At 71.8% G+C, this 24,299-nt stretch carries 18 protein-coding genes and 1 pseudogene; 17 read left to right on the top strand and 2 right to left on the bottom strand.

Annotated features, from left to right (window positions below; translation table 11 throughout):
* The first annotated feature begins 133 nt into the window (after positions 1 to 133).
* The 4 genes from ACIF6L_RS17060 (at position 134) to ACIF6L_RS17075 (ending at position 2,406) form a co-directional block, all read left to right on the top strand.
* The gene (locus ACIF6L_RS17060) at positions 134 to 526 is read left to right on the top strand and encodes a VOC family protein (RefSeq protein ID WP_352289989.1); all 393 of its coding nucleotides are present in this window, start codon (positions 134 to 136) and stop codon (positions 524 to 526) included.
* Between the two features lie 75 nt (positions 527 to 601).
* Positions 602 to 1,675 carry a redox-regulated ATPase YchF gene (ychF, locus tag ACIF6L_RS17065; protein WP_329489426.1) on the top strand — a complete coding sequence of 358 codons (1,074 nt, stop codon included), beginning with the start codon at positions 602 to 604 and terminating at the stop codon, positions 1,673 to 1,675.
* Positions 1,676 to 1,873: 198 nt separating this feature from the next.
* Entirely contained in the window at positions 1,874 to 2,155 is a 282-nt protein-coding gene (locus ACIF6L_RS17070) for a type II toxin-antitoxin system prevent-host-death family antitoxin (RefSeq protein ID WP_329927349.1), read from the top strand.
* Positions 2,152 to 2,406, top strand: a complete 255-nt coding sequence (locus ACIF6L_RS17075; RefSeq protein ID WP_329489428.1) for a Txe/YoeB family addiction module toxin — start codon at positions 2,152 to 2,154, stop codon at positions 2,404 to 2,406. The genes ACIF6L_RS17070 and ACIF6L_RS17075 overlap by 4 nt, the downstream gene beginning before the upstream one ends.
* Before the next feature lie 315 nt (positions 2,407 to 2,721).
* Here ACIF6L_RS17075 and ACIF6L_RS17080 read toward each other — a convergent pair whose 3' ends face one another.
* Both ACIF6L_RS17080 and ACIF6L_RS17085 read right to left on the bottom strand, forming a co-directional pair.
* Positions 2,722 to 3,381, bottom strand: a complete 660-nt coding sequence (locus ACIF6L_RS17080; RefSeq protein ID WP_359839104.1) for an HAD-IA family hydrolase — start codon at positions 3,379 to 3,381, stop codon at positions 2,722 to 2,724.
* 64 nt (positions 3,382 to 3,445) lie between these two features.
* Positions 3,446 to 4,584 (bottom strand): annotated as a pseudogene (locus tag ACIF6L_RS17085) (dihydrofolate reductase family protein).
* A gap of 328 nt (positions 4,585 to 4,912) precedes the next feature.
* Here ACIF6L_RS17085 and ACIF6L_RS17090 point away from each other — a divergent pair.
* The 13 genes from ACIF6L_RS17090 to ACIF6L_RS17150 all read left to right on the top strand — a co-directional run bounded on the left by ACIF6L_RS17090 (position 4,913) and on the right by ACIF6L_RS17150 (position 24,271).
* A complete protein-coding gene (locus tag ACIF6L_RS17090) occupies positions 4,913 to 5,731 on the top strand; it encodes a methyltransferase domain-containing protein (protein WP_352289997.1) in 819 nt (272 codons plus the stop codon).
* Positions 5,732 to 5,903: 172 nt separating this feature from the next.
* Positions 5,904 to 7,361, top strand: a complete 1,458-nt coding sequence (locus tag ACIF6L_RS17095; protein WP_396488580.1) for a DUF4190 domain-containing protein — start codon at positions 5,904 to 5,906, stop codon at positions 7,359 to 7,361.
* A 204-nt stretch (positions 7,362 to 7,565) separates the two neighbouring features.
* Positions 7,566 to 7,718 (top strand): SPOR domain-containing protein, encoded by a 153-nt coding sequence (locus ACIF6L_RS17100; RefSeq protein ID WP_359805994.1) that lies wholly within the window; start codon positions 7,566 to 7,568, stop codon positions 7,716 to 7,718.
* A 10-nt stretch (positions 7,719 to 7,728) separates the two neighbouring features.
* A complete protein-coding gene (locus ACIF6L_RS17105; protein ID WP_329489433.1) occupies positions 7,729 to 8,136 on the top strand; it encodes an NUDIX domain-containing protein in 408 nt (135 codons plus the stop codon).
* A gap of 411 nt (positions 8,137 to 8,547) precedes the next feature.
* Positions 8,548 to 11,121: a SpoIIE family protein phosphatase gene (locus tag ACIF6L_RS17110; RefSeq protein WP_359805991.1), complete on the top strand. Its 2,574-nt coding sequence runs from the start codon at positions 8,548 to 8,550 to the stop codon at positions 11,119 to 11,121.
* Between the two features lie 161 nt (positions 11,122 to 11,282).
* On the top strand, positions 11,283 to 13,937 hold the full coding sequence (locus ACIF6L_RS17115) for a SpoIIE family protein phosphatase (RefSeq protein WP_396488577.1): 2,655 nt from the start codon (positions 11,283 to 11,285) through the stop codon (positions 13,935 to 13,937).
* 138 nt (positions 13,938 to 14,075) lie between these two features.
* Positions 14,076 to 15,974 carry an ABC transporter family substrate-binding protein gene (locus ACIF6L_RS17120; RefSeq protein ID WP_396488575.1) on the top strand — a complete coding sequence of 633 codons (1,899 nt, stop codon included), beginning with the start codon at positions 14,076 to 14,078 and terminating at the stop codon, positions 15,972 to 15,974.
* A gap of 317 nt (positions 15,975 to 16,291) precedes the next feature.
* Positions 16,292 to 18,160: a translational GTPase TypA gene (typA, locus tag ACIF6L_RS17125; RefSeq protein ID WP_329489436.1), complete on the top strand. Its 1,869-nt coding sequence runs from the start codon at positions 16,292 to 16,294 to the stop codon at positions 18,158 to 18,160.
* 430 nt (positions 18,161 to 18,590) lie between these two features.
* Entirely contained in the window at positions 18,591 to 20,225 is a 1,635-nt protein-coding gene (locus ACIF6L_RS17130) for an ABC transporter substrate-binding protein (RefSeq protein WP_329489437.1), read from the top strand.
* An 89-nt stretch (positions 20,226 to 20,314) separates the two neighbouring features.
* The gene (locus ACIF6L_RS17135; protein WP_352290007.1) at positions 20,315 to 21,259 is read left to right on the top strand and encodes an ABC transporter permease; all 945 of its coding nucleotides are present in this window, start codon (positions 20,315 to 20,317) and stop codon (positions 21,257 to 21,259) included.
* Positions 21,252 to 22,190, top strand: a complete 939-nt coding sequence (locus ACIF6L_RS17140) for an ABC transporter permease (protein ID WP_329489439.1) — start codon at positions 21,252 to 21,254, stop codon at positions 22,188 to 22,190. The genes ACIF6L_RS17135 and ACIF6L_RS17140 overlap by 8 nt, the downstream gene beginning before the upstream one ends.
* Before the next feature lie 19 nt (positions 22,191 to 22,209).
* The gene (locus ACIF6L_RS17145; RefSeq protein WP_329489440.1) at positions 22,210 to 23,259 is read left to right on the top strand and encodes an ABC transporter ATP-binding protein; all 1,050 of its coding nucleotides are present in this window, start codon (positions 22,210 to 22,212) and stop codon (positions 23,257 to 23,259) included.
* A complete protein-coding gene (locus ACIF6L_RS17150; RefSeq protein ID WP_396488572.1) occupies positions 23,252 to 24,271 on the top strand; it encodes an ABC transporter ATP-binding protein in 1,020 nt (339 codons plus the stop codon). Before ACIF6L_RS17145 ends, ACIF6L_RS17150 begins: the two co-directional genes overlap by 8 nt.
* The last annotated feature ends 28 nt before the right edge of the window (positions 24,272 to 24,299 follow it).

Here is a 24,299-nt window from a genome sequence, read left to right on the forward strand (position 1 = left end):
CGGATGCGCTGCTCCACCCACCCAACGTACGGTCCGATCATCGCCACACTGTGTAATGGGCCACAGGACCTTGCTCCGTGTCTCCGGACGGAGTACTGGTGTGATCGTCGCTCAACTCGACCATGGGGGGCTCATGACCGGCGGATTCGCCTTCGAACGCCTGCACCACGTGCAGCTCGACATCCCGGCCGGCGCCGAGGACGAGTGCCGCGCCTTCTGGCACGGCGTCCTGGGCATGGCCGAGCTGACCAAGCCCCCGGTCCTGGCCGCCCGCGGCGGCTGCTGGTTCCGGGGCGGCGGGGTGGAGGTGCACCTGGGCGTCGTTCCGGAGTTCCGCCCGGCCCGCAAGGGCCACCCGGGGATCCAGGTGCGCGCCCTGGACGCGCTCGCCGAGCGGCTGGCCGCGCACGGCCACGAGGTCGTCTGGGACGACGCCCTGCCGGGTCACCGCCGGTTCCACTCCAGCGACCGGTTGGGCAACCGCCTGGAGTTCCTGGAGCCGCTGCCGGTGGACGCGGGCGCCTGACCCGCTGCCCGTAGACTGGGCGATCGGCCCGCACGGTGCCGACCCAACTCCTCCAAGCCCACGGGACTGCGCTTCATGTCGCTCACGATCGGAATCGTCGGCCTGCCGAACGTCGGCAAGTCGACCCTGTTCAACGCCCTGACCAAGAACGACGTGCTGGCGGCCAACTACCCGTTCGCCACCATCGAGCCGAACGTCGGCGTCGTCGGTGTCCCGGACGCCCGGCTGAAGAAGCTCGCCGAGATCTTCGGCTCGCAGCGGATCCTCCCGGCGACCGTGGACTTCGTGGACATCGCGGGCATCGTGCGCGGCGCCTCGGTCGGCGAGGGCCTGGGCAACAAGTTCCTGGCGAACATCCGTGAGTCCGACGCGATCTGCCAGGTCATCCGGGCCTTCGTCGACCCGGACGTGGTGCACGTCGACGGCAAGGTCTCGCCGAAGGACGACATCGAGACCATCAACACCGAGCTGATCCTCGCCGACCTCCAGTCGATCGAGAAGGTGCTGCCGCGGCTCCAGAAGGAGGCCCGGCTCAAGAAGGAGTCGGCCGCCACGCTGGCCGCCGCCGAGGCCGCCCAGAAGATCCTGGAGACCGGCAAGACCCTCTTCGAGGTGGGCTTCGACGCCTCCTCGGTGCGCGAGCTGCACCTGCTCACCACCAAGCCCTTCCTCTACGTCTTCAACGTCGACGAGGACGAGCTGGTCGACGAGGAGTTCAAGGAGGCCCAGCGCGCCCTGGTCGCCCCCGCCGAGGCCATCTTCCTGAACGCCAAGATCGAGTCCGAGCTGATCGGCATGGACGAGGACGAGGCGCTGGAGCTCCTCCAGTCCATGGGCCAGGAGGAGACCGGCATGGCCACCCTCGGCCGGGTCGGCTACGAGACCCTCGGCCTGCAGAGCTACCTCACCGCGGGCCCCAAGGAGACCAGGGCCTGGACCATCAAGAAGGGCGCCACCGCCCCCGAGGCCGCCGGTGTGATCCACACCGACTTCCAGAAGGGCTTCATCAAGGCGGAGATCATCTCCTTCGACGACCTGGTCGCCTGCGGCTCCATCGCCGAGGCCCGCAGCAAGGGCAAGGCCCGCATCGAGGGCAAGGAATACCTCATGCAGGACGGCGACGTCGTGGAGTTCCGCTTCAACGTGTGATCAAGTCATTACTGCATGTCACTTGATCTGGCAAGTGTGCAGGTCGGAGAGGGTCGGACTCCATGGAGTCCGACCCTCTCCTCATTTCCGTGCTGACTTGGCGCTGACTTGCAGGAGTCCATGCCGGCCGTCGATGTCCCCGAAGCTTCGATTGAGTGGTACGTTATTCGGTACCACTCGCCTAAGGGGGTTCGCGCCATGTCCATCACCGCGAGCGAGGCCCGCAGGGATCTCTTCCCGTTGATCAAGAAGGTCAACGAGGATCACGACGCCATCGAGATCGTGTCCAAGCACGGAAATGCCGTGCTCGTCTCTGCCGAGGACTACGCCGCCCTGCGTGAGGGCTCGTACCTCCTGCGTTCGCCGGCGAACGCGCGTCGCCTCCTCAAGGCGTACGACAACGCACTGAACGGCATAGGGCTCTCCGAACGCACGCTCATCGACCCCGACTCGGCTGATGCCGGGCGGGGTGTCGAGTGAGGCTCGTCTTCGAAGAACAGGGCTGGGAGGACTGCACGTCCTGGCTCAAGAACGATCGCAAGATGCTCGCGAGGACCAACAAGCTCATCGAGGACGTCCTGCGCGATCCGTTCACCGGGATCGGCAAGCCCGAGCCGCTGAAGTACCACCTGCCAGGGGCCTGGTCGCGGCGGATCGATGACGAGCATCGCCTCGTCTATCTGGTCACTGACCGGGAAATCATCATCCTGGCGGCCCGCTACCACTACTGACCCGGCCCTGGCGTGCTGTCACGGTGCTGATTCCGTGCTGACTTGGACCCTCGGAATCGACGTTTTCGCAGGTCACAGCGTTGCGGTGGACGTTCCGCTTCAACGTGTAGCCGTTCGCTCGCTGTGCGCCAGTTGACCGGTCAAGCGCGTAGCTCGGAAGGGGTCGGACTCTGTCGAGTCCGACCCCTTCGTCGGTACCGGGCCGGAGGGGTGGTCGCGGCGGATCGATACGAGCACCGCCTGGTCCATCCGGTCACCGGCCGGGAAGTCGTCATCCTGGCGGCCCGCTCTCACGATTGGTCCCCGGTGGCGCCGTCAGGCGATGTGCACGGTGAGGGTGCCGTCGGGGGCGGGGGTGACGGTGACCTGCTCCAGGGTGGGGGCGTGGGCGGTGGTGCGGTGGGCCGTGGCGCGGGGGCCGATGCCGAGGACCGGGATGCCGGCGGCCACGGCGGCGGCGATTCCGGCCGAGGAGTCCTCCAGGGCGAGGCAGTCGGCGGGGGCGAAGCCGAGGGCGGCGGCGCCCTTGAGGAAGCCCTCGGGGTCCGGCTTGCTGGCGCCGACCGACTCGGCGGTGACGAGGACCGGCGGCAGCGGGAGGTCGGCGGCGGCCATCCGGACGCGGGCGAGCGGTTCGTCGGCGGAGGTGACCAGGGCGTGCGGCAGGCCGGCCAGTGAGGCGAGGAAGGCGGCCGCGCCGGGGATCGGGACGACGCCCTCGACGTCGGCCTTCTCCTCGGCGAGCATCCGGTCGTTGTCGGCGCGGTTGAGCGCGACCGGGCGGTCGGGCAGCAGGGCGGCCATGGTGGCGTGGGCCTGGCGGCCGTGCGCGAGCCGGAGCACCTCGGCGGGGTCGAGGCCGTTCGTCTCGGCCCAGCGGCGCCAGCAGCGCTCGACCACGGCGTCGGAGTTGACCAGGGTGCCGTCCATGTCCAGCAGGAGGGCGCGGGTGGTCAGGGTGAGGGGGGTGGGCATGCGGGGGCTCCTCGCGGGCGGCGGGCGGGCTTCCGAGTCTATTGTTCAGCAAGGATACAAAAGATCAACCCACCAGGTGCGCGTTGACCGCGCGGGCCTCCTCGGCCAGCTCCGACAGCTCCACCACCTCGACGCCGGCCGCCTCCAGGAGTGCCGTCCCCTGGCAGTCGGTGACGAACAGGTCCGGCTCGCGCCAGGCGACGACCACCCGGGGCACGCCGGCCGCGATCAGCAGCCGGGCGCACGGCAGCGGCCGGGAGGCCCGCCGCCCGCAGGGCTCCAGCGAGCTGTAGACGGTCGCGCCGCGCAGTCGGGGATCGCCCGCCGGGAGCTTGGCGAGGGCGGCCTCCTCGGCGTGGTCCAGCGCGTCCGCCTCCCGGCTCCAGCCCTCGGCGAGCACCTCGCCGTCCGCGCCGACGATCACCGCGCCGACCGAGAAGGCGGTACTGGAGGGCGGGCAGCGACGCGAGAGCTCGACGGCCCGCCGCAGGTGTGCGAGGTCGGACGGTGCGCTGGTCACGGGGTGGACTCCTTCGGGGCGTACCTGAGCAGGACGACGTCGTCCACGGTACGTGCCTCCAGCAGGCGCATCCGGCGGGCCGGTCCGCCGGGGAAGGCCGCCGGCCGGACGAAGCGCGGCGCGTCCGCCTGTCCGACCAGCAGCGGGGCGACCGCCAGCTGGAGCTCGTCTGCCAGGCCCTGGGCCAGGAACTGGGTGTGCACGCCGCTCCCGCCCTCGACCATCAGCCGCCGCACCCCCCGGGCCCCGAGGTCGTCCAGGACCGCGCCCAGCTCCACCGTGCCGCCGAGCGCCACCACCTCGGCCAGCCCGTCCAGCGCCGGGCGGAGCACGGTGGCGCCGGCGTCCGAGGTGTAGGCGACCTTGTCGCCGCCGGTGTGCCAGAACCTGAGCGAACGGTCGAGGGCCCCGCTCGCGGTGAGGGTGACCTTCAGCGGGTACTCCGGTCGGCCGGCCGCGAGCCGGGCCGCCCGTCGGCCGGGGTCGTTGACCAGCAGCCGGGGGTTGTCCGCGCGCAGGGTGTTGCCGCCCACCAGGATCGCGTCGCTGGCGGCGCGCTCCGCGTCCACCCGGTCGAAGTCGGCGGGGCCGGAGAGCAGCAGGCGGTCGGGGGAGGCGTCGTCGAGGTGCCCGTCGAGGGACATCGCGGCGCTCAGCAGGACGAAGGGGCGGCGGCCGGGCATGGTGAACCGTTCTGTCGGGAGCCCGTCCACGGTACGGGCCCCGGTCCTGCCCCCGCGCCGCGCGAGGGCAGGAGTTCGCCCGGTGGCCCGCCGGCGGAGGGGCGGCGATCGCCGAGGGGGCCCACCCCGGTCCGGACCTCGCACCGCCCCTCAACTCGTGGTCCCCGCAAGGCGAAGCCCCCGCCCGGGCCCCGGGCGGGGGGCTTTCGGGTGAATCGGTCGTTCGCCATGTGAGACGAATCTTCTCGCCATCCGGGACAAGGAGTAGCGTCGGAGGCGTCGGAGGAACCGACCGCAGGGAACGCGACCGAACCCCAGGGGGACCGCCATGACCGGACCGCAGCCCACCGTCTACACGCACGGGCACCAGGAGCCCGTGCTGCGCTCGCACCGCTCCCGCACGGTGGCCAACTCGGCCGCCTATCTGCGGCCCGAACTGCGGCCGGGGCAGGCCGTGCTGGACGTCGGCTGCGGCCCCGGCACGATCACCGCCGAGCTGGCCGAACTGGTCGGCCCCACCGGGCGGGTGGTGGCCGTGGACACCTCGGCCGAGGTGCTGGAGTCGGCCGCCCGGTACGCGGCGGACCGGGGCCTGGCCAACGTGGTCTTCGAGATCGCCGATGTGCACGGACTGCCGTACGCGGACGGGGAGTTCGACGTGGTGCACGCCCACCAGGTGCTGCAGCACGTGGCCGACCCGGTGGGGGCGCTGCGGGAGATGCGCCGGGTCACGGCGGTGGGCGGCGTGGTCGCGGCCCGGGACGTCGACTACGCGACCATGACCTGGTACCCGCAGGTACCGGAGCTGGACCGCTGGCTGGCGCTGTACGGGCGGATCGCCCGGGCCAACGGCGGCGAGCCGGACGCCGGCCGACGGCTGCTGTCCTGGGCCCGGGAGGCCGGCTTCACCGACGTCACGGCCACGTCCAGCAGCTGGACCTATGCGTCGCCCGAGCAGCGTGCCTGGTGGGGCGGGCTGTGGGCGGACCGGATCGTGGCGTCCGACATCGCCGACGCGGCGGTGGCCGAGGGGTACGCGGACCGGGCGGAGCTGGAGCGGATCTCGGCCGGGTGGCGGGCCTGGGTGGCCGCCGAGGACGGGTGGTTCGCGATGCTGCACGGCGAGGTGCTGGCGCGCCGCGGGTGAGCGGCGGGCGGCCGGAAAAGGGCGGGAGGGTGTGCTCCAAGATCGGGTAAAGTCGCGCGTCCGTTCCCATCGCCCCGGCCGGTCCTCCGCTGGTCCGCCCGGTGGTCCGTCCGCGGAACGTTCGAGTCGAAACTGCCGAGCTGATGCCCGTGACCGGGCCGGGGGAGTCCACGTGTCCAAGCCCGAGTCCGACGCGCCCGTTCCCGGGCCGGAGGCCGCCGCACCGGAGGCCGCCGCACCGGAGGTCACCGTGCCGGACACCGCCGCACCGGCCGACGCCCCGCCGGCCGACGCCCCGCCGGTGGACGCGGCACCGGCGGACCGGGTGGAGCTGACCAAGCCCGCGGCCCCCGCCGAGCCCCCGGCACCGGCCACCCCTCCCGCCGCCGACCCGTGGGCCGCGCCCGGCGCGACCACCCCCGCTCCCGCCGCCCCCGGGGCCGCGCCCGGCGCCGACCCGTGGGCCGCGGCCGGGGGGCCGGTCCCGCCCGGGGCGCCGCCGGCCTCCGGCTGGGCCGCCGTCACGCCCGGCGCGGTCTCCGGCTTCCAGCCCGGCTACGCCTACCCGGCGACCCCCGAGGTCACCAACGGCTTCTCCGTCGCCGCGCTGGTCACCGGCCTGCTCTGCATGTGGCCGCTCTCGCTCGCCTTCGGCATCGTCGCGCTGGTCCAGATACCCAAGCGCAACGAGCGCGGCCGGGGCATGGCGGTGACCGGTGTGGTGTTCGGTGTCCTCGGGGCGCTGGTCTCGCTGATCGCCTTCATCGGCCTGCTCGCCGCCGGGGTCGAGGAGAGCACCCGCGCCGACCGTCCCGCCCGGGCCCCGAAGGCGCCGGCGGGCTCGGTGCTCTGGTCCTCGCTCAAGTCCGGCGACTGCTACAACCCGGCCGGTGGCGCCGACGGACGCGAGGACGGCGACCAGACGGTCCTCTGGGTGTTCAAGGCCCCCTGTGCGCTGCCGCACCACGGCGAGGTGGCCGGCACCGCCCGGATCCCGGAGAGCGGCGGGCTCGCCTACCCGGGCGAGAGCCGCGTCCGCGAGAGCGCCGCGGCGCTCTGCGGCCCGGTGCTCGCCGACTACGCCCTCGACTACTGGGCCGTGCCGGACGGCGTGGACGAGGTCTACCTGTTCCCGGGCCGCGCCAACTGGAAGTCCGGCGAGCGCTACGCCACCTGCGCCTTCGAGGACCGCGACGCCGAGCACCTGGGCAGCGTCCGCACCGACCGGGGCAAGCTGTCCCAGGCCCAGCTGGCCTACCTGGAGGCGGCCCTGGTCTACAACAAGGTCTCCTGGAGCGAGCCGGACGCCGAGGTCGCCGACGCCCGGCCCGAGTTCACCACCTGGGCGGGCAGGATGGCCGACGCCTCCCGCAAGGAGGCCGAGCAGCTGTCCGGGAGCACGGCGGCCTGGCCGGAGGGCGCCAAGCCGAAGGTGGCCGAGCTGGTGGCCGCCCAGCGCGCCGCCGCGACGGCCTGGGACGCCGCGGCCAAGGCCGTGGACGCGAACGCGCTCGATCGCGAGATCCGGCGGGCGAAGTCGCTGGTGGCCAAGGAGGCGAACTCGACCGTGGAGATCCGCCGGGAGCTCGGCCTCTCGACCGGCGAGCAGGTCGGCGAGATCCGGGTCTGACGGCGGCGGCGGGCGGGCCGGGCCGGTGTCTTACCGGGCGTTAACCGGGCCCGTACACACCGGAAGCGCGCGGGGCGTAGCGTCCCGTGCGCGTGGTCCCGGCCCGACCCCCACGCGGGCCGGGAGCGCGCGCCCCGGGCGGTCGGATTCCCGTGCGGCCACCGGCCGTTCCGGTCCCGGGGCGGGGCGCCTAGGCTCACCGGTATGGACACCTGCCGGGTGATGCGACAGGACGACAACGGCAACCGCTACGTGGTCGCCCAGGGGCTGGAGCGGGCCGAGGCCGAACGGCTGGCCGCCGAGTTCGAGGCCCGCGGGCACAAGCAGCTGTACTGGGTGGAGGCCGAGGCCGCATAGGGTCGGGGCCATGGAGAACCGGATCGTCGTCGGGGGCGCGCTCGTCCACCGGGGCCGGGTGCTGGCCGCCCGCCGCAGTGCCCCGGCCGAGGTGGCCGGGCGCTGGGAGTTCCCGGGCGGCAAGGTCGAGCCCGGTGAGACGCAGCCCCAGGCGCTGGAGCGCGAGCTGCTGGAGGAACTCGGTGTCCGGGCGAGGGCGCTGGAGCCGCTGCCCGGGGCGTGGCTGGTTCGCCCGGGGCTGGAGCTGCGGCTCTGGGTGGCCGAACTGCTCTCCGGCGACCCGCGGCCGCTGCAGGACCACGACGAGCTCCGCTGGCTCGGCCCCGCCGAGCTCGACGGGCTCGACTGGCTCGACCACGACCGCGAAGTCCTCCCGCACCTGACCCGCCTGCTGGCCGGGGCCGACAGCGCGCGCTGACCGCCGCGCGCCCGGCGTGCCCGCCCGCACCACGGGAGGGGCGGGCGGGCCGCACCCGCCCGCGCCACGCGCGATACGCCAGGTAGGTCAATCGGAAAAGAGGACCCATAAGCCGGGATAGCCTGGGTTCTGCTGGGTATGTCGCTTTTCGGCACTATTCGTCACCATCGGTGAGCCGTTCCCAGCCGGCGACGCCGATCCCGACCAGAGCCGGAGGCCCCGTCGGTGTCGAGTACCGGTCACGGTGGCGGGGGAACACGAGGCACGGGCACCGGGGGGAGTGCCGCCGCGCGCGCCCGCCTGCGCCGTGGCGCGCGCCCGCAGCAGCAGCCGCCGCAACCGCCGGCCGGCCGCCGCAGGGGGGACGGCGGCGCCCCCGAGGCCGATCCCGCGGACCGTCCCGCGACGTCCATGGTGGCGCCCGACGCGTCCCCGTCGGCGGGCCCCCGCAGCCGCCCCGGCCGCCCCTTCCCGGGCGCCCCCGGAGCCGAGCCGGGTGGCACGGGCGGCCACCGCGAGGGCAATCTGCTCGACGTGGTGAAGGTGGCCATCGCCATCCTGGACACCGCCGGCCGGGTGGTGCTCTGGAGCCCGGCCGCCGAGGAACTGCTCGGCTGGCCGAACGAGCTGCTGGTCGGCCGCCGGATCGACGAGCTGATCCCGGACGAGGACCAGGTCACCCGGATCCGCACGGCGATCCAGGACACCCTGCGCCACGGCCGCTGGGCCGGCCTCACCGAGCTGCGCGACCGGGACGGCGAGGCGGTCACCGTCGACGCCCGGATCTCCCTGCTGGTGGACGGCGACGGCACGCCGTTCCTCCAGGTCAACCTGGCCGAGGCGGCCGCCGTCCGGGCGGTCGAGCGGGACCTCGCCGTCCGGGACGCGCTGTTCGAGCAGTCCCCGCTGGGCATCGCCGTCCTCGACACCGACCTGCGCTACACCGCCGTCAACCAGACCCTGGCCGAGATGAACGGCATGGTCACCGAGGACCACGTCGGGCGGACCACCGGCGAGACCCTGCCCGAGCGGGCCGCCGACGAGATCACCGCCATCCAGCGCCAGGTGCTGGCCACCGGCGAGCCGGTCATCGACGTCACCCTGGCCTCGCCGGTCACCGCCCGCTCCGGGTACCGCTCGATCTCCTACAGCCGGATGACCGACCGGGCCGGCCGGGTGCTCGGCATCTCCGGCACCGTGATGGACGTGACCGAGCGCTACCGGGCGGTCGCCAAGGTCGAGCACGCCCGGCGCCGGCTCTCGCTGCTCAACGAGTTCGGCTCCCGGGTCGGCGACCTCCTGGACGCCTCGCGGATCGCCCAGGAGCTGGCCGGCGCCGTGGTGCCCCGGCTCACCGACCACTCCGCGGTGATCCTGCTCCAGGCCGTCGCGCACGGCGACGACCTGCCCCGGCACGGCCACGACCGCCGCACCTCGCTGCTCCAGCTGGGCACCGCCTCCGTCCAGGACGGTCCCGAGGTCGAGGTGATGCTCCGGCGCGGCGCCCGGATCACCTTCTCCGAGGACTCCGCCTGCGGGCGGGTGCTGCGCACGGGCGTCCCCGAGCTGCTCTCCGGCGCCGACCAGCTGAGCGACGTCACCTACCCGGGCGACCCGAAGATGCAGGCCGCCCACGACCTGGGCGTGCACTCGATGCTGGTGGTGCCGCTGCGGGCCCGGGGCATCGTGATCGGCCTGCTGCTGGTCAGCCGGGCCGGCTACCGCGAGGGCTTCGACCGGGACGACCTCGCCTTCACCGTCGAGCTGGCCGACCGGGCCGGCAGCTCCCTCGACAACGCCCGGCTCTACGCCCGGGAGCGCACCGCCGCGCTCACCCTGCAGCGCACCCTGCTCCCGCAGCAGGTCCCGCAGCCCACCGGCGTCGAGGTCGCCTACCGCTACGTGCCGGGCAGCATCGGCACCGAGGTCGGCGGGGACTGGTTCGACGTCATCCCGCTGCCCGGCGACCGCACCGCGCTGGTGGTCGGCGACGTGATGGGCCACGGCCTGCGGGCCGCCGCCACGATGGGCCGGCTGCGCACCGCCGTCCGCGTCCTGGCCGCCCTCGACCTGCCCCCGGACGTGCTGCTGCGGCACGTCCACGAGCTGGCCGACGACCTCGCCCAGGGGCCGGACGAGGCGCTGCTGGCCACCTGCGTCTACGCGGTGTTCGACCCGGCCACGGCCCGGCTGACGGTCTCCAAGGCCGGCCACATCCCGCCGGTGCTGGTGGTCCCCCGCGAGGGCGCCGAGGAACCGACCCGCACCGGCGGCCCGCTGCTCGGCGGGACCGGCCGGATCCTCGACCTGCCGTCCGGCGCTCCGCTCGGCGTCGGCGGCGTCCCCTTCGAGTCGGTCGAGCTCAAGATCCCCGAAGGCAGCCTGCTCGCCCTGTGCACCGACGGCCTGGTGGAGTCCCGGGACAAGGACCTCGACGTCGGCCTCGGCCGGCTGGTCACCGTGCTCCAGGAGCCGCACGCCTCCATCCAGGCGGCCTGCGAGGCGGTGCTGGCCACCATGGAGCAGGGCCGCGAGCCCGACGACGTGGCGCTGCTGCTGGCCCGGCTCGGCCACGGCCAGGCCGGCACCCCGACGGCCGGCTGGACGCTGCCCGCCGAGCCGACCGCCGTCAGCCGGGCCCGCCGGCTGGTCCGCGCCGCGCTGGTCGAGTGGGGCGTCGAAGCGCTCACCGACACCACTGAGCTGCTGGTCAGCGAGCTGGTGACCAACTCGGTCCGCTATGCGAGCGCCCCCATCGGCGTACGGTTGACGCTGGGCGAGACGCTGCTGGTCGAGATCTCCGACCCGTTGCCCGATCCGCCCCGCGAGCGTCACGCGGCGGAGGCCGACGAGGGCGGCCGGGGCCTGGAACTCGTCCGCCGGCTGGCCCTGCGCTGGGGCGCGCGGGCCGAGGGCATGGGCAAGGTCGTCTGGTTCGAGCAGGCGCTGCCGGGTAATGAGCCCGAGGAGCCGGGTGACGAGTAGGACGCGAGTAGAACGGGACCGCATATGCCAGCAGGGGGCCGGGGGGAGCGCGCACTCCGGCAGGGGGCGCGAGCGTGGCATTGTGGTTGCGCGGGCGGTAGGACAAAAACCTTCGCCCGATCTGATGTTGTGATGTTGAGGGCGTGTGAACGTACCCCTCGATGATGAATACTCGGTCTTCTCGGCATCCGGACGGTCGCGGGTTTGGAGGGGTCGGTCCGTTGAACAGCACCCCGGCGCGTAACGCGCCGAGCAGCAGCGGTCATGCCGCTGTGCCCGGGCAGGCCGGTTCGCCACACCTGCCCGCCCCGGCCGCGGGGCAGGGCCGGGCGGCCCGCCCGGTGGTCGGCGCCCATCAGTGGGGCGCGGGGGACCCGGGCTCGATCTACGACTACATCCGGGTCGCCACCTTCGCGATCGGCCCGGACGGCCGGATCAGTCAGTGGAGCGAGCGCGCCGCCGAGTTCTTCGGTGTGCCCGCCGTCGAGGCGGTCGGCGCCGATCCGATCAGCACCTTCGTCCCGCGCGAGCTCTGGCAGCGCGGCCGCACCCGGCTGGAGCGCACGCTGGCCGGCGAGGAGTGGGTGGGCACCACGCCCTACCGCGACGCCACCGGCGGCGAGGGCCTCGCCGAGCTCTACCTGATGCCCGACAGCGCACTGCCCACCGCCGGTGCCACCTGTCTCGCGGTCGACCTCGGCCGGCTGCGCCGGATCGAGACCGACCTCGCCGCCTCCGAGGCCGTCTTCGGCCAGACCCCGACCGGCTTCGTCCTGTTCGACGACCGGCTCCGGCTCCAGCGGGTCAACGACGCCTTCGCCTCGGGGGTCGGCCTCGCCCCCACCGACCTCGAAGGCCTGACCGCGCACGACCTCTTCCCGGCCCCCGAGGCCGACCGGCTGACCGCCGCCCTGCGCAAGGTCCTCGCCACCGGCGAGCCCGTCTTCGACCTGCGCTTCCACTCCGCCGTGCCGACCCGCGAGGGCAACCGGCTCTGGGCCGTCTCGCTCTACCGCCTCAACGGCTCGGCCGGGCAGCCGATGGGCGTGGCCGGCCAGGTCTCCGACGTCACCTCCCGGCACGTCGCCGAGCGCGAGGCCGACGGGGTGCGCCGCAACCTCGCCCTGCTCAACGAGGCCAGCGCGCACATCGGCTCCACCCTCGACCTGGAGACCACCGCCAAGGAGCTGCTCGACGTCGTCGTCCCGCCGTTCTGCGACCTCGCCACCGTCGACCTCTACACCGCGCTGCTCTCCGGCGAGACCGTCCCCAGCGCCGGCCGCTACGGCGACGGCGTGCTCACCGACGGCAGCGGCGAGCTGCGCCGGGTCGCCGTCTCCAGCGTGGTCGGCGGCGCCTCCTCCGTACTCGGCTCGGTCACCGGCCTGCCGATCGCCGAGGCCGGCGGCACGCTCTGCTACCCGCGCCGCTCACCGCACGCCCGCGCGCTGCGCACCGGCCGCAGCGTCGTCCCCGAGCCCGGGCCGGACCCGCTGCTGCGCTCCACGCTGATCGTGCCGCTGGTCGCCCGCGACCAGGTGCTCGGCCTGGTCCAGCTCTCCCGCGCGATCGGCAGCGAGCCGTTCGACGCCCGTGACGTCGCCATCGCCGAGGAACTGGTGGCCCGCGCCGCCGTCTGCATCGACAACGCGCGGCTCTACCGCCGCGAGCACGAGCGCGCCCTGATCCTGCAGCGCAGCCTGCTGCCCCCGGGCAACCCGGCCGCCAGCGGCCTGGAGATCGCCTGCCGCTACCTGCCCAGCAACAACAACACCGAGGTCGGCGGCGACTGGTTCGACGTCATCCCGCTGCCGGGCAACCGCACCGCGCTGGTCATCGGCGACGTGATGGGCCGCGGCCTGCGCGCCGCCGTCGCGATGGGCCAGCTGCGCACCGCCGTCCGCACCCTGGCCATGCTCGACCTCGACCCCGCCGAGGTGCTCACCGCCCTCGACGAGATCGCCCGCGGGCTGGGCGACGACTCCGCGCCCGCCGGCTCGCCCACCCCGTACGGGCGGCTCACCTCGACCGCCGACGAGGAGGCCCGCGAGGTCTACCTGGCCACCTGCGTCTACGCGGTCTACGACGCCGTCACCCGGCGCTGCGTCTTCGCCAACGCAGGCCACCTGCCGCCCGTCCTGCTCAGCCCCGACGAGCCCGCCCGGATGCTCGACGTCCCGCCCGGCCTGCCGCTCGGCGTCGGCGGCGAGCCCTTCGAGGAGGTCGAGCTGACCCTGCCGGACGGCGCCGTGCTCGGCCTGTACACCGACGGCCTGGTGGAGAGCCGCAAGCACCAGCTGGACGAGGGCCTGCGCGCCTTCCGCATCGCACTGTCGGCGGAGGGCAAGAGCCTGGAGAACCTCTGCGACCACGTCCTCGGCGAGCTCAACCCGCACCACGGCGAGGACGACATCGCCCTGCTGATGGCCAAGGTGCACGCCTTCCCCGACGACGCCGTCGGCAACTGGTTCCTGCCGCCCGAGCCGACCTCCGTCGCCAAGGCCCGCGAGCTGGCCTGCAGCTGGCTGCTGGCGCGCGGTCTGGACGAGCTGGTCGACACCACCGAGCTGCTGGTCAGCGAGCTGGTCACCAACGCGCTCCGGCACGGCCGGGGCGAGATCCGGCTGCGACTGCTGCGCGACCGCAGCATGGTCTGCGAGGTCTGGGACGACGGCTACGCCCAGCCGCGCCAGCGGCGCGCGCAGGAGACCGACGAGGGCGGGCGCGGGCTCCAGCTGGTCAGCCTGCTGGCCGAGCGCTGGGGGAGCCGGCGGACGCCCAAGGGCAAGATCGTCTGGTTCGAGCTGTCGCTGTAGGGCCGGTCGCCCCCGGACCGGTCGCCCCCGGCCGGGCACGCTCTGGGCCGCCGCGCGGATCGGCTGTCCGGGTGCAGTCCCCCGGCGGCCGCCGTGTCGGGACGGCCGCCCCGACCGACTCGGCGTTCGATGGCCGCCATGCGCGTCCGCCAGCTCACCACCGCAGCCGCCGCGCTGCTGCTCGCCACCGGCGCCCTGGCCGGCTGCTCCGGTGGCCCGGCCCCGGCCCGCCCGCCGGTACCGGCTCCCGTACCGGCCCTGCCCACCGCCGTCACCGGGGACGTCGGCCCGCCCGACCGTGCCGCCGTCCGGGAGGGCGGCACGCCGCGCTGGGCGCTGGACGCCGCGCCGGCCACGCTCAACGTCTACCAGCCGGCCGCGACCGCCGACAGCGCGCTGCTCGCCCACGCCCTCTACCCCTCGCTGTTCCGGCCGGACGAGCACGGCCGGCCGGTCGCCGACCCGGACTACCTGGAGTCCGCCGAGTGCACCCCGCCCGGACAGCAGCCGCAGGTGGTCACCTACCGGCTCAGCCCGCAGGCCGTCTGGAGCGACGGCACCCCACTCTCGGCCGCCGACTTCGGCGCGCAGCGGGCCGCCCTCTCCGGCCTCGACCCGGCCTACGCCGGGAACCGTCCGGCCGGGTACGACGCGATCGACTCGATCACCCAGGGGGCCGGCCCGCACGAGGTGAAGGTGACCTTCCGGCGGCCGTACGCGGAGTGGCGCGCCCTGTTCGGTCCGCTCTACCCGGCCGCGGTGACCGGCTCCCCGGCGGCGTTCAACCGGCCGCTGACCGACGGGCCGGAGCCGACGGCGGGTCCGTTCCGGCTCTCCCGGTACGACCCGGCGGGCGGGCGGGTGAGTCTGGTGCGCAGCCCGAACTGGTGGGGGGACCGGCCGAAGGCGGACGGGATCGACTTCCTGGTGGTCCCGGCCGAGGGCCGGCTGGACGCGCTCGACCAGGACCGGCTGGACATCGCCTCGCTCACCGCGGCGGTCGACCGGGCCGGCTCCACCCCGGCCGCTCCGCCCACCCCGGCCGCGTCCGCCTCCGCCTCCGGGTCCGGGTCCGCGTCCGGGTCCGGCTCCCCGGCCGCCTCCGCCCCCGGCTCCGGGTCCCCGGCCGCGACCGCGTCCGCGACTCCCGCCGCCCCGCCCGCCGCGGCGCCGGAGGCCGCCGACCGGGCGCTGCGGCGGGCGGAGGCCCTGCCCGGCATCACCGTGCACCGGGCCGCCTCGGCCGCGCTCACCGAGCTCACCCTGAACGCCGCCCGCGGCCCGCTCACCGACCCGGCCGTCCGGCTCGCCCTGGCCCGCGCGGTCGACCGGCGCCGGGTCGCCGGTGCCGCGCTCACCCCGCTCGGCCTCGCCGCCGCCCCGCTCGGCAGCCACCTGTTCGCCGGTGACCAGGACGGCTACCGGGACAACAGCGCCGCGCTCGGCCCGGCGGACGCGGGCCGGCTGCTGGACGCGGCCGGCTGGAAGCGGCCCGCGGCCGGCGCCACCCGGGTCCGGGACGGCCGGGAGCTGGCTCTCGCCCTGCTGGTCCCGGCCGGCTCGGCCACTGCCCGGCGCACCGCCGACGCGCTGACCGCCGACCTCGCCGGCGCGGGCATCGCGCTCCGGACGGTGGCGGCGCCCGCCGAGGCCTTCGTCCGGGACCACCTGGCGACCGGCGACTACGACCTCGCCCTGTTCTCCTGGCCGGCCGGACCCCACCCGGCGGTCGAACAGCGTGCCGTCTACGCCAAGCCGCGCCCCGGCGCGGACGGCGCCCTGGAGGCCGGCAGCAACTACGGCCGCTCGGGGACGGAGGAGATCGACCGCCTCTTCGACCGCGCGGCCGCCGAACTCGACCCCGCCGCCCACCTGGCCCTGCTCCAGGAGGCCGACACCCGGATCTGGCAGCTGGGCCACTCGGTACCGCTGCACCAGCGGCCGGACCTGGTCGCGGTCCGGTCGGACGTGGCGGGCGCGGGCGCCTGGGGCTTCGGCCGGCCGCGCTTCCAGGACGTGGGGTTCCTCGGCCCCTGACCGTGCGCGGGGCGGGGCGGACCACGCGGACGACGCCCGGCCCGGCCGGGCCCGGCGGTGCGTGACCGGGAGGCCCCGGCACGGCGTCGGCGGGGTGGCGTGCCGGTGATCCACTTGTGATCTTGATCCCGCCCGACCTGCCCGTTTCTGCCGACCTGGAGGGTTCCCCGTACGATAGGAGGAAGCCGTGGCATGTCCTGCCCGGCGGGTGGACCGGTAGTAGCAGGCGGAACGGGCGGCGGTGATCACAACGGATCGCCGGTCGGCGTCACGCAGCCGGGCGCCGAAACCCACGATTCCGGGAGAATCCGCTCAGCATGCCCACGCGCAATGACATCCGCAACGTTGCCATCGTCGCCCACGTCGACCACGGCAAGACCACTCTGGTCGACGCCATGCTGAAGCAGGCCGGTGCCTTCGCCGCCCACCAGCACCTCGATGACCGCATGATGGACTCCAACGACCTGGAGCGCGAGAAGGGCATCACCATTCTCGCGAAGAACACCGCCGTGAAGTACCACCCCAAGGAGGGTGGCGCCCCGATCACGATCAACATCATCGACACCCCCGGCCACGCCGACTTCGGTGGTGAGGTCGAGCGCGGTCTGTCCATGGTGGACGCGGTCGTTCTCCTGGTCGACGCCTCCGAGGGTCCGCTGCCGCAGACCCGCTTCGTGCTCCGCAAGGCGCTCACCGCCAAGCTCCCGGTGATCCTCTGCATCAACAAGACCGACCGTCCGGACTCCCGGATCGACGAGGTCATCAACGAGACCTACGACCTCTTCCTGGACCTCGACGCGACCGAGGAGCAGATCGAGTTCCCGATCGTCTACGCCTGTGCGCGTGACGGCGTCGCCTCGATGACCAAGCCGGAGGACGGCAGCGTCCCGGCCGACAGCGACTCGCTGGAGCCGTTCTTCTCGACCATCCTGTCGGCCGTCCCGGCCCCGACCTACGACGAGGACGCCCCGCTCCAGGCCCACGTCACCAACCTGGACGCGGACAACTTCCTCGGCCGCATCGCGCTCTGCCGCGTCGAGCAGGGCGAGCTGCGCAAGGGCCAGCAGGTCGCGTGGATGAAGCGTGACGGTTCGATCCAGCAGGTCAAGATCACCGAGCTGCTGATGACCGAGGCGCTCACCCGCAAGCCGGCCGAGGTGGCCGGCCCCGGCGACATCTGCGCCGTCGCGGGCATCCCGGACATCATGATCGGCGAGACCCTGGCCGACCTGGAGAACCCGATCGCGCTGCCGCTGATCACGGTGGACGAGCCGGCCATCTCGATGGTCATCGGCACCAACACCTCGCCGCTGGTCGGCAAGGGCGGCAAGGGCCACAAGGTCACCGCCCGCATGGTGAAGGACCGCCTGGACCGCGAGCTGATCGGTAACGTCTCGCTCCGCGTGCTGCCGACCGAGCGTCCGGACGCCTGGGAGGTCCAGGGCCGTGGCGAGCTGGCGCTGGCCATCCTGGTCGAGACCATGCGCCGGGAGCTCTTCGAGCTGACCGTCGGCAAGCCGCAGGTCGTCACCAAGGTCATCAACGGCAAGACCCACGAGCCGGTCGAGCGGATGACCATCGACAGCCCCGAGGAGTACCTCGGCGCGATCACCCAGCTGATGGCGACCCGCAAGGGCCGCATGGAGACCATGACGAACCACGGCTCCGGCTGGGTCCGCATGGAGTTCATCGTCCCGTCGCGCGGCCTGATCGGCTTCCGGACCCAGTTCCTGACCGACACCCGCGGCACCGGCATCGCGCACTCCATCTTCGAGGGCCACGAGCCGTGGTTCGGCGAGCTCCGGATGCGCAACAACGGCTCGCTGGTGGCGGACCGCGCGGGCGTCGTGACGCCGTTCGCGATGATGGGCATCCAGGAGCGCGGCACGCTCTTCGTCGAGCCCACCACCGAGGTGTACGAGGGCATGATCGTCGGCGAGAACTCGCGCCAGGACGACATGGACATCAACATCACCAAGGAGAAGAAGCTCACCAACATGCGTGCGGCCTCCTCCGACACCACCGAGAACCTGGTGCCGCCGCGCAAGCTCTCGCTGGAGCAGTCGCTGGAGTTCTGCCGCGAGGACGAGTGCATCGAGGTGACTCCGGAGACGGTTCGCATCCGTAAGGTCGTCCTGGACCAGAAGGAGCGCGGCCGCACGGCTTCGCGCGCCAAGAAGGCGTGATCACTTCCTTCTGAGCGCCCTTTGGCCTGAATCGATCGCCCCCCTTTCCAACGGAGAGGGGGGCGATCGTTTTCACTACTCCACGCTGTCGACGCGCGTATAAACGGAATATCGCTTAACACAGCAAGGTGTCCGCTGAGCGAACGTGACAGTCCGTCATTCATGACGACTGTCCGTTTGATGCCTGTCTGAGTATGTCTCTTATGTCCGATTTTCGAAACTTACCGACCGTTCATGTGACCTAATTGAGATCGCTAGTGGTCACTTTCGTGTCCGTGCGTGACGGATAGTGGGTGCAGTCAGGCTCGGGTCAAGGGTTAACGCGCAGGGGTGCGCGCCGAAACCACGAGCGCGGACGGCACAACGGAAGCGGCGTCAGCCGACCGTGGTGCTCTCCTCGTTGGAAAGTCGATTTCAGGAGGCATCCCCCATGCGCGGTGCAACCCAGACCAAGTGGATCGTCGCGGCGACCGCTATCGCCCTCGCGGCGACCGCTTGCAGCACCAGCTCGAAGAGCAGTGACAAGGCCTCTTCCGGCGGCGGCACCATCGCCGTCCAGCTCGGCGAGCCGCAGCACGGTCTGGTTCCCCAGAACACCGCGGAGTCCGAGGGTGCCGAGGTTCTCGGTGCCGTCTTCGCCGGCCTGGTCGAGTACGACAACAAGACCAACGAGCCGAAGCTGCGCGTCGCCGAGTCGATCGAGAGCGCCGACAGCAAGCTCTGGACGATCAAGCTGAAGGACGGCTACACCTTCCACAACGGTGAGAAGGTGACCGCCCAGTCGTTCGTCGACGCCTGGAACTGGGGCGCCAACCAGGACAACGCGGCCGAGGGCCTGCCGTTCTTCGCCAAGATCGAGGGCTCCGAGGACCTGGCCCCGGGCAAGGACAAGAAGCCGACCACCGACAAGCTCAAGGGCCTGACGGTCGTCGACGACAAGACCTTCACCGTCTCCCTGACGCAGCCGTTCTCCCAGTTCAAGACCATGCTGGGCTACAACGCGTTCTACCCGCTGCCCAAGGCGTTCTTCACCGACCCGAAGACGTTCGCCGACAAGCCGATCGGCAACGGCCCGTTCGAGATGGACGGCGCCTGGGAGCACAACAAGCAGATCAAGGTCAAGCGCTACGAGAACTTCCCTGCCTCGGACGGCAAGGCGAAGCTCCAGGGCGTCACCTTCAAGATCTACGACAACCTGGACACCGCGTACAACGACCTGCGCGCCGACAACATCCAGGCCACCGACAAGCTGCCGATCTCGGCCCTGTCGAGCGTCAAGGGCGAGTTCGGCGACCGCTACATCTACAAGCCGGAGTCCGGCGTCGGCTACATCGGCTTCCCGATCGCCACCAACCCGGCCACCTACGGCAAGCCGGAGATCCGCAAGGCGATCTCGATGGCGATCGACCGCGAGGCGATCACCAAGACGATCTTCTCGGGCACCCGCGTCCCGGCCGACGACTTCATCAACCCGCTGATCCCGGGTTACCGCAAGGGCGCCATGGGCGACGCGGCGAAGTACGACCCGGCCAAGGCCAAGGCGCTCTTCGACCAGGCCGGCGGTGTTCCCGGCAACACCATCGAGCTGGGCTACAACGCCGACGGTGGCCACAAGGAGTGGATCGAGGCCGTCGCGAACCAGCTGAAGAAGAACCTGGGCATCGAGGTCACCACCAAGCCGTTCGAGAAGTTCGGCAAGATCCTCGACGCGCTGGGCGAGAAGCAGTACTCGGGCGCCTTCCGCATGGCGTGGTCGATGGACTACCCGTCGATCGAGAACTACCTCCGTCCGATCTTCTCCAAGGTCGCGATCGAGAACGGCTCGAACTACGGCGGCTACGTCAACGACAAGTTCGAGGACCTGCTGAACCAGGCCGACCAGGCGAAGACCCAGGACGAGGGCCAGAAGCTGTACCAGCAGGCCGACGACATCCTGGTGCAGGACCTGCCGTACATCCCGGTGTACACCTACATGTCCTCCGCCGCGTACAGCAAGAAGATCAAGAACTTCGACACCGACGCCCAGGGCCGTATGAACCTGGACGAGGTCGAGCTCGCCGGCTGATCCGGTAGTCAGACGAACGGGGGCGGGCGGACCGGACTACAGTCCCGGTCCTCCCGCCTCCCTTCCTTGCTTGAAAGTGTGGAGGTCTGATGGGCCGCTATGTCATCCGCCGACTGATACAGGCGATCCCTGTCCTGCTCGGTGCGACTCTGCTGATCTATGCCCTGGTTCACTACCTGCCCGGTGACCCGGTGCAGGCGCTGGCCGGTGAGAAGCGAGCCGACCCGCTCGTGGCGGAAATGATCCGCCAGAAGTACCACCTGAACGACCCCTTCCTGCTGCAGTACTGGAACTACATCTCAGGGGTCTTCCAGGGGAACCTCGGCGAGAGCCTGACCGGTCGCTCCGTGACCGACATGATCAGCGAGGCGTTCCCGTACACCGTCAACCTCGCCCTGGTTGCCTTCATCATGGAGGCGGTCATCGGCGTGCTGGCGGGTGTCATGGCGGCCCTGCGCAAGGGCAAGTTCATCGACCAGCTGGTGCTCATCAGCACCCTGTTCGTCATCTCGATCCCGGTCTTCGTCACCGGCTTCGTGCTCCAGCTGGTGCTGGGCGTGAAGCTCAAGACCGACTACGGCGTCGACTTCTTCCCGGTCTCCTTCAACGAGGAGGACGGACTGCGGGCCTACCTGCTGCCGGCCTTCGTGCTGGCGTCGACCTCGCTCGCGTACGTCGCCCGACTGACCCGCACCAGCCTGATGGAGACCATGCGCGCGGACTACGTCCGCACCGCGGTCGCCAAGGGTCTGAAGCGCCGTCGGGTGATCGGCCGCCACGCCCTGCGCAACGCGCTGATCCCGATCGTCACCTTCCTCGGTGCCGACCTCGGCGGTCTGATGGGTGGCGCGGTCATCACCGAGAAGATCTTCAACATGCACGGCATCGGCGGCCTGCTGGCCCAGTCCGTGTACCAGAAGCAGGGCACGGTGATCGTCGGCATGGTCACCCTGCTGGTGATGATCTACCTGATCACCACCCTGCTCGTGGACCTGCTGTACGCCGTGCTCGACCCGAGGATCCGCTATGAGTGACACCATCACCGTGGGCAGCGAGGCGCCCGAGGACAAGACCCCGAAGGCCGCGCCGGAGAAGAAGCAGAAGCCCGAGCGCGTCGCCAGCCTCTGGTCCGACGCGCTGCGCGACCTGCGCCGCAACCCGGTCTTCATCATCGGCGCGGTGCTCGTCTCCGCCCTGCTGGTGATCGCCGCCGTGCCGCAGCTGTTCACCGACGGCAGCCCGCTCTCGGGCGACGCGTGCGACCTGGCCAACTCCCTGAAGCGCCCGAGCGCCGAGCACTGGTTCGGCTTCGACGTGCAGGGCTGTGACGTCTACACCCGCACCATCTGGGGTGCCCGCAACTCGATCATCGTCGGTGTGCTCACCACCACCACGGTGACCGTGATCGGCGCCCTGCTCGGCCTGCTGGCCGGCTGGGTCGGCGGCATGGTCGACAGCATCCTGTCGCGCTTCACCGAGATCTTCTTCTCCATCCCGCTGCTGCTCGGCGGCATGCTGATCATGTCGATGCTCGGCAAGGGCAACGCCTACACCGTCTCCGTCGTGATGGCCGTGCTCGGCTGGCCGCAGATCTTCCGCATCATGCGCGCCTCCGTGCTGGCCAACAAGCACAACGACTACGTGATGGCGGCCAAGGCGCTCGGCGCCGGCAGCTTCCGGATCACCTTCCGGCACATCCTGCCGAACGCCATCGCGCCGGTGATCGTGGTCTCCGCGATCAGCCTGGGTGTGTACATCGGTGCCGAGGCCGCGCTGTCCTACCTGGGCATCGGTGTCCAGTCCCCGGAGATCTCCTGGGGCCTGATGATCAGCGACGCCCAGCCCCGCTTCCTGACCGCCCCGCACGTGCTGCTCTTCCCGTCCGCGGTGCTGAGCGTCACGGTGCTGGCGTTCATCATGCTCGGCGACGCGGTGCGCGACGCCCTCGACCCGAAGCTCCGCTGAGAGAAGAGGTGACGACCCGATGACCACCGTGATCGAGAAGAACCAGAAGAGCGGCCGCCTCGAAATCGGCACCCCGCTGCTGGAGGTCCGTGACCTCCACGTGGAGTTCCACACCCGGGACGGCGTCGCGAAGGCCGTGAACGGCGTCAACTACTCCGTTTCCGCCGGTGAGACCCTGGCGGTGCTGGGTGAGTCCGGCTCCGGCAAGTCGGTGACCGCCCAGACCATCATGGGCATCCTGGACATGCCGCCCGGCAAGATCAGCCAGGGCCAGATCCTCTTCCGCGGCGAGGACATGCTCGCCATGAAGGAGGAGCAGCGCCGGCTGATCCGCGGCCAGAAGATCGCGATGATCTTCCAGGACGCGCTCTCCTCGCTGAACCCCGTGATGACCGTGGGCGACCAGCTCGGCGAGATGTTCCGGGTGCACAAGGGCATGTCCAAGAAGGACGCCCGGGCCAAGGCCGTCGAGCTGATGGAGCGGGTGCGCATCCCCGCCGCCAAGCAGCGCGTCGGGGACTACCCGCACCAGTTCTCCGGCGGCATGCGCCAGCGCATCATGATCGCGATGGCGCTCTCCATGGAGCCCGACCTGATCATCGCCGACGAGCCCACCACCGCCCTGGACGTCACCGTCCAGGCCCAGGTGATGGACCTCCTCGCGGAGCTGCAGGCCGAGTACAACATGGGCCTGATCCTGATCACCCACGACCTCGGCGTGGTCGCCGACGTCGCGGACAAGATCGCCGTGATGTACGCCGGCCGGATCGTCGAGACCGCCCCGGTCCACGACCTGTACGCCAACCCCGCGCACCCGTACACCAAGGGCCTGCTCCGCTCCATCCCGCGCCTGGACCAGAAGGGCCAGGAGCTGTACGCGATCAAGGGCCTGCCCCCGAACCTGCTGAAGGTCCCGGCCGGCTGCGCGTTCAACCCCCGCTGTGACGTCGCCACCGACCAGTGCCGCACGGAGATCCCGAAGCTGCACCAGGTGACCGACAAGGACGGCACGGAGCTCACCGGCCGCCGCAGCGCGTGCCACCTCTGGAAGGAGACCCTCCATGGCTGAGCCCATCCTGGAGGTCAAGGACCTGGTCAAGCACTACCCGCTGACCCAGGGCATCGTCTTCAAGAAGCAGGTCGGCGCCGTCAAGGCGGTCGACGGCATCTCCTTCGAGCTGAGGAAGGGCGAGACGCTCGGCATCGTCGGCGAGTCCGGCTGTGGCAAGTCCACGCTGGCCAAGGTCCTGATGAACCTGGAGCGGGCCACCTCCGGCCAGGTGCTGTTCAAGGGCGAGGACATCTCCAAGCTGTCCGGCTCCGCCCTGAAGGCGGTCCGCCGGAACATCCAGATGGTGTTCCAGGACCCGTACACCTCGCTCAACCCGCGCATGACGGTCGGCGACATCATCGGCGAGCCCTTCGAGATCCACCCCGAGGTGGCTCCCAAGGGCGACCGCCGCAAGGCCGTCCAGGACCTCCTGGACGTCGTCGGCCTGAACCCGGAGTACATCAACCGGTACCCGCACCAGTTCTCCGGCGGCCAGCGCCAGCGCATCGGCATCGCCCGCGGCCTCGCGCTCAAGCCCGAGATCATCATCTGCGACGAGCCGGTCTCCGCCCTGGACGTCTCCGTCCAGGCGCAGGTGATCAACCTGCTGGACCAGCTGCAGAGCGAGTTCGAGCTCTCGTACATGTTCATCGCGCACGACCTCTCGATCGTCCGGCACATCTCCGACCGCGTCGGCGTGATGTACCTCGGCAAGATGGTCGAGATCGGCACGGACGAGGCGATCTACGAGAACGCCACGCACCCGTACACCCAGGCGCTGCTCTCCGCGGTGCCGGTGCCGGACCCGACGGCGCGCGAGTCCCGGGACCGGATCATCCTGACCGGCGACATCCCCTCGCCGGCCAACCCGCCGTCCGGCTGCCGGTTCCGCACCCGCTGCTGGAAGGCGGAGGAGCGCTGCGCCACCGAGGTCCCGCTGCTGGCGGTGCCCAGCACGCTCAGCGGCGCGGCGGCCCACGAGTCGGCCTGCCACTTCGCCGAGGTCCGGGAGACGGCCGCCGCCGTCTGATCCCCGAGGCGTTCCCCGGAAGGGCCCG

It is taken from the genome of Kitasatospora sp. NPDC086009, from assembly GCF_044540385.1.
Classification (GTDB): Bacteria; Actinomycetota; Actinomycetes; order Streptomycetales; family Streptomycetaceae; genus Kitasatospora.

Coding starts and splice junctions, on each gene's coding strand:
- ACIF6L_RS17135 (WP_352290007.1), top strand. CDS start 20,315: ATGGGCCGCTATGTCATCCGCCGACTGATACAGGCGATCCCTGTCCTG.
- ACIF6L_RS17110 (WP_359805991.1), top strand. CDS start 8,548: ATGGTGGCGCCCGACGCGTCCCCGTCGGCGGGCCCCCGCAGCCGCCCC.
- ACIF6L_RS17150 (WP_396488572.1), top strand. CDS start 23,252: ATGGCTGAGCCCATCCTGGAGGTCAAGGACCTGGTCAAGCACTACCCG.
- ACIF6L_RS17100 (WP_359805994.1), top strand. CDS start 7,566: ATGGACACCTGCCGGGTGATGCGACAGGACGACAACGGCAACCGCTAC.
- ACIF6L_RS17115 (WP_396488577.1), top strand. CDS start 11,283: ATGATGAATACTCGGTCTTCTCGGCATCCGGACGGTCGCGGGTTTGGA.
- ACIF6L_RS17090 (WP_352289997.1), top strand. CDS start 4,913: ATGACCGGACCGCAGCCCACCGTCTACACGCACGGGCACCAGGAGCCC.
- ACIF6L_RS17070 (WP_329927349.1), top strand. CDS start 1,874: ATGTCCATCACCGCGAGCGAGGCCCGCAGGGATCTCTTCCCGTTGATC.
- ACIF6L_RS17060 (WP_352289989.1), top strand. CDS start 134: ATGACCGGCGGATTCGCCTTCGAACGCCTGCACCACGTGCAGCTCGAC.
- ACIF6L_RS17105 (WP_329489433.1), top strand. CDS start 7,729: ATGGAGAACCGGATCGTCGTCGGGGGCGCGCTCGTCCACCGGGGCCGG.
- ACIF6L_RS17120 (WP_396488575.1), top strand. CDS start 14,076: ATGCGCGTCCGCCAGCTCACCACCGCAGCCGCCGCGCTGCTGCTCGCC.
- ACIF6L_RS17145 (WP_329489440.1), top strand. CDS start 22,210: ATGACCACCGTGATCGAGAAGAACCAGAAGAGCGGCCGCCTCGAAATC.
- typA (WP_329489436.1), top strand. CDS start 16,292: ATGCCCACGCGCAATGACATCCGCAACGTTGCCATCGTCGCCCACGTC.
- ychF (WP_329489426.1), top strand. CDS start 602: ATGTCGCTCACGATCGGAATCGTCGGCCTGCCGAACGTCGGCAAGTCG.
- ACIF6L_RS17080 (WP_359839104.1), bottom strand. CDS start 3,381: ATGCCCACCCCCCTCACCCTGACCACCCGCGCCCTCCTGCTGGACATG.
- ACIF6L_RS17140 (WP_329489439.1), top strand. CDS start 21,252: ATGAGTGACACCATCACCGTGGGCAGCGAGGCGCCCGAGGACAAGACC.
- ACIF6L_RS17130 (WP_329489437.1), top strand. CDS start 18,591: ATGCGCGGTGCAACCCAGACCAAGTGGATCGTCGCGGCGACCGCTATC.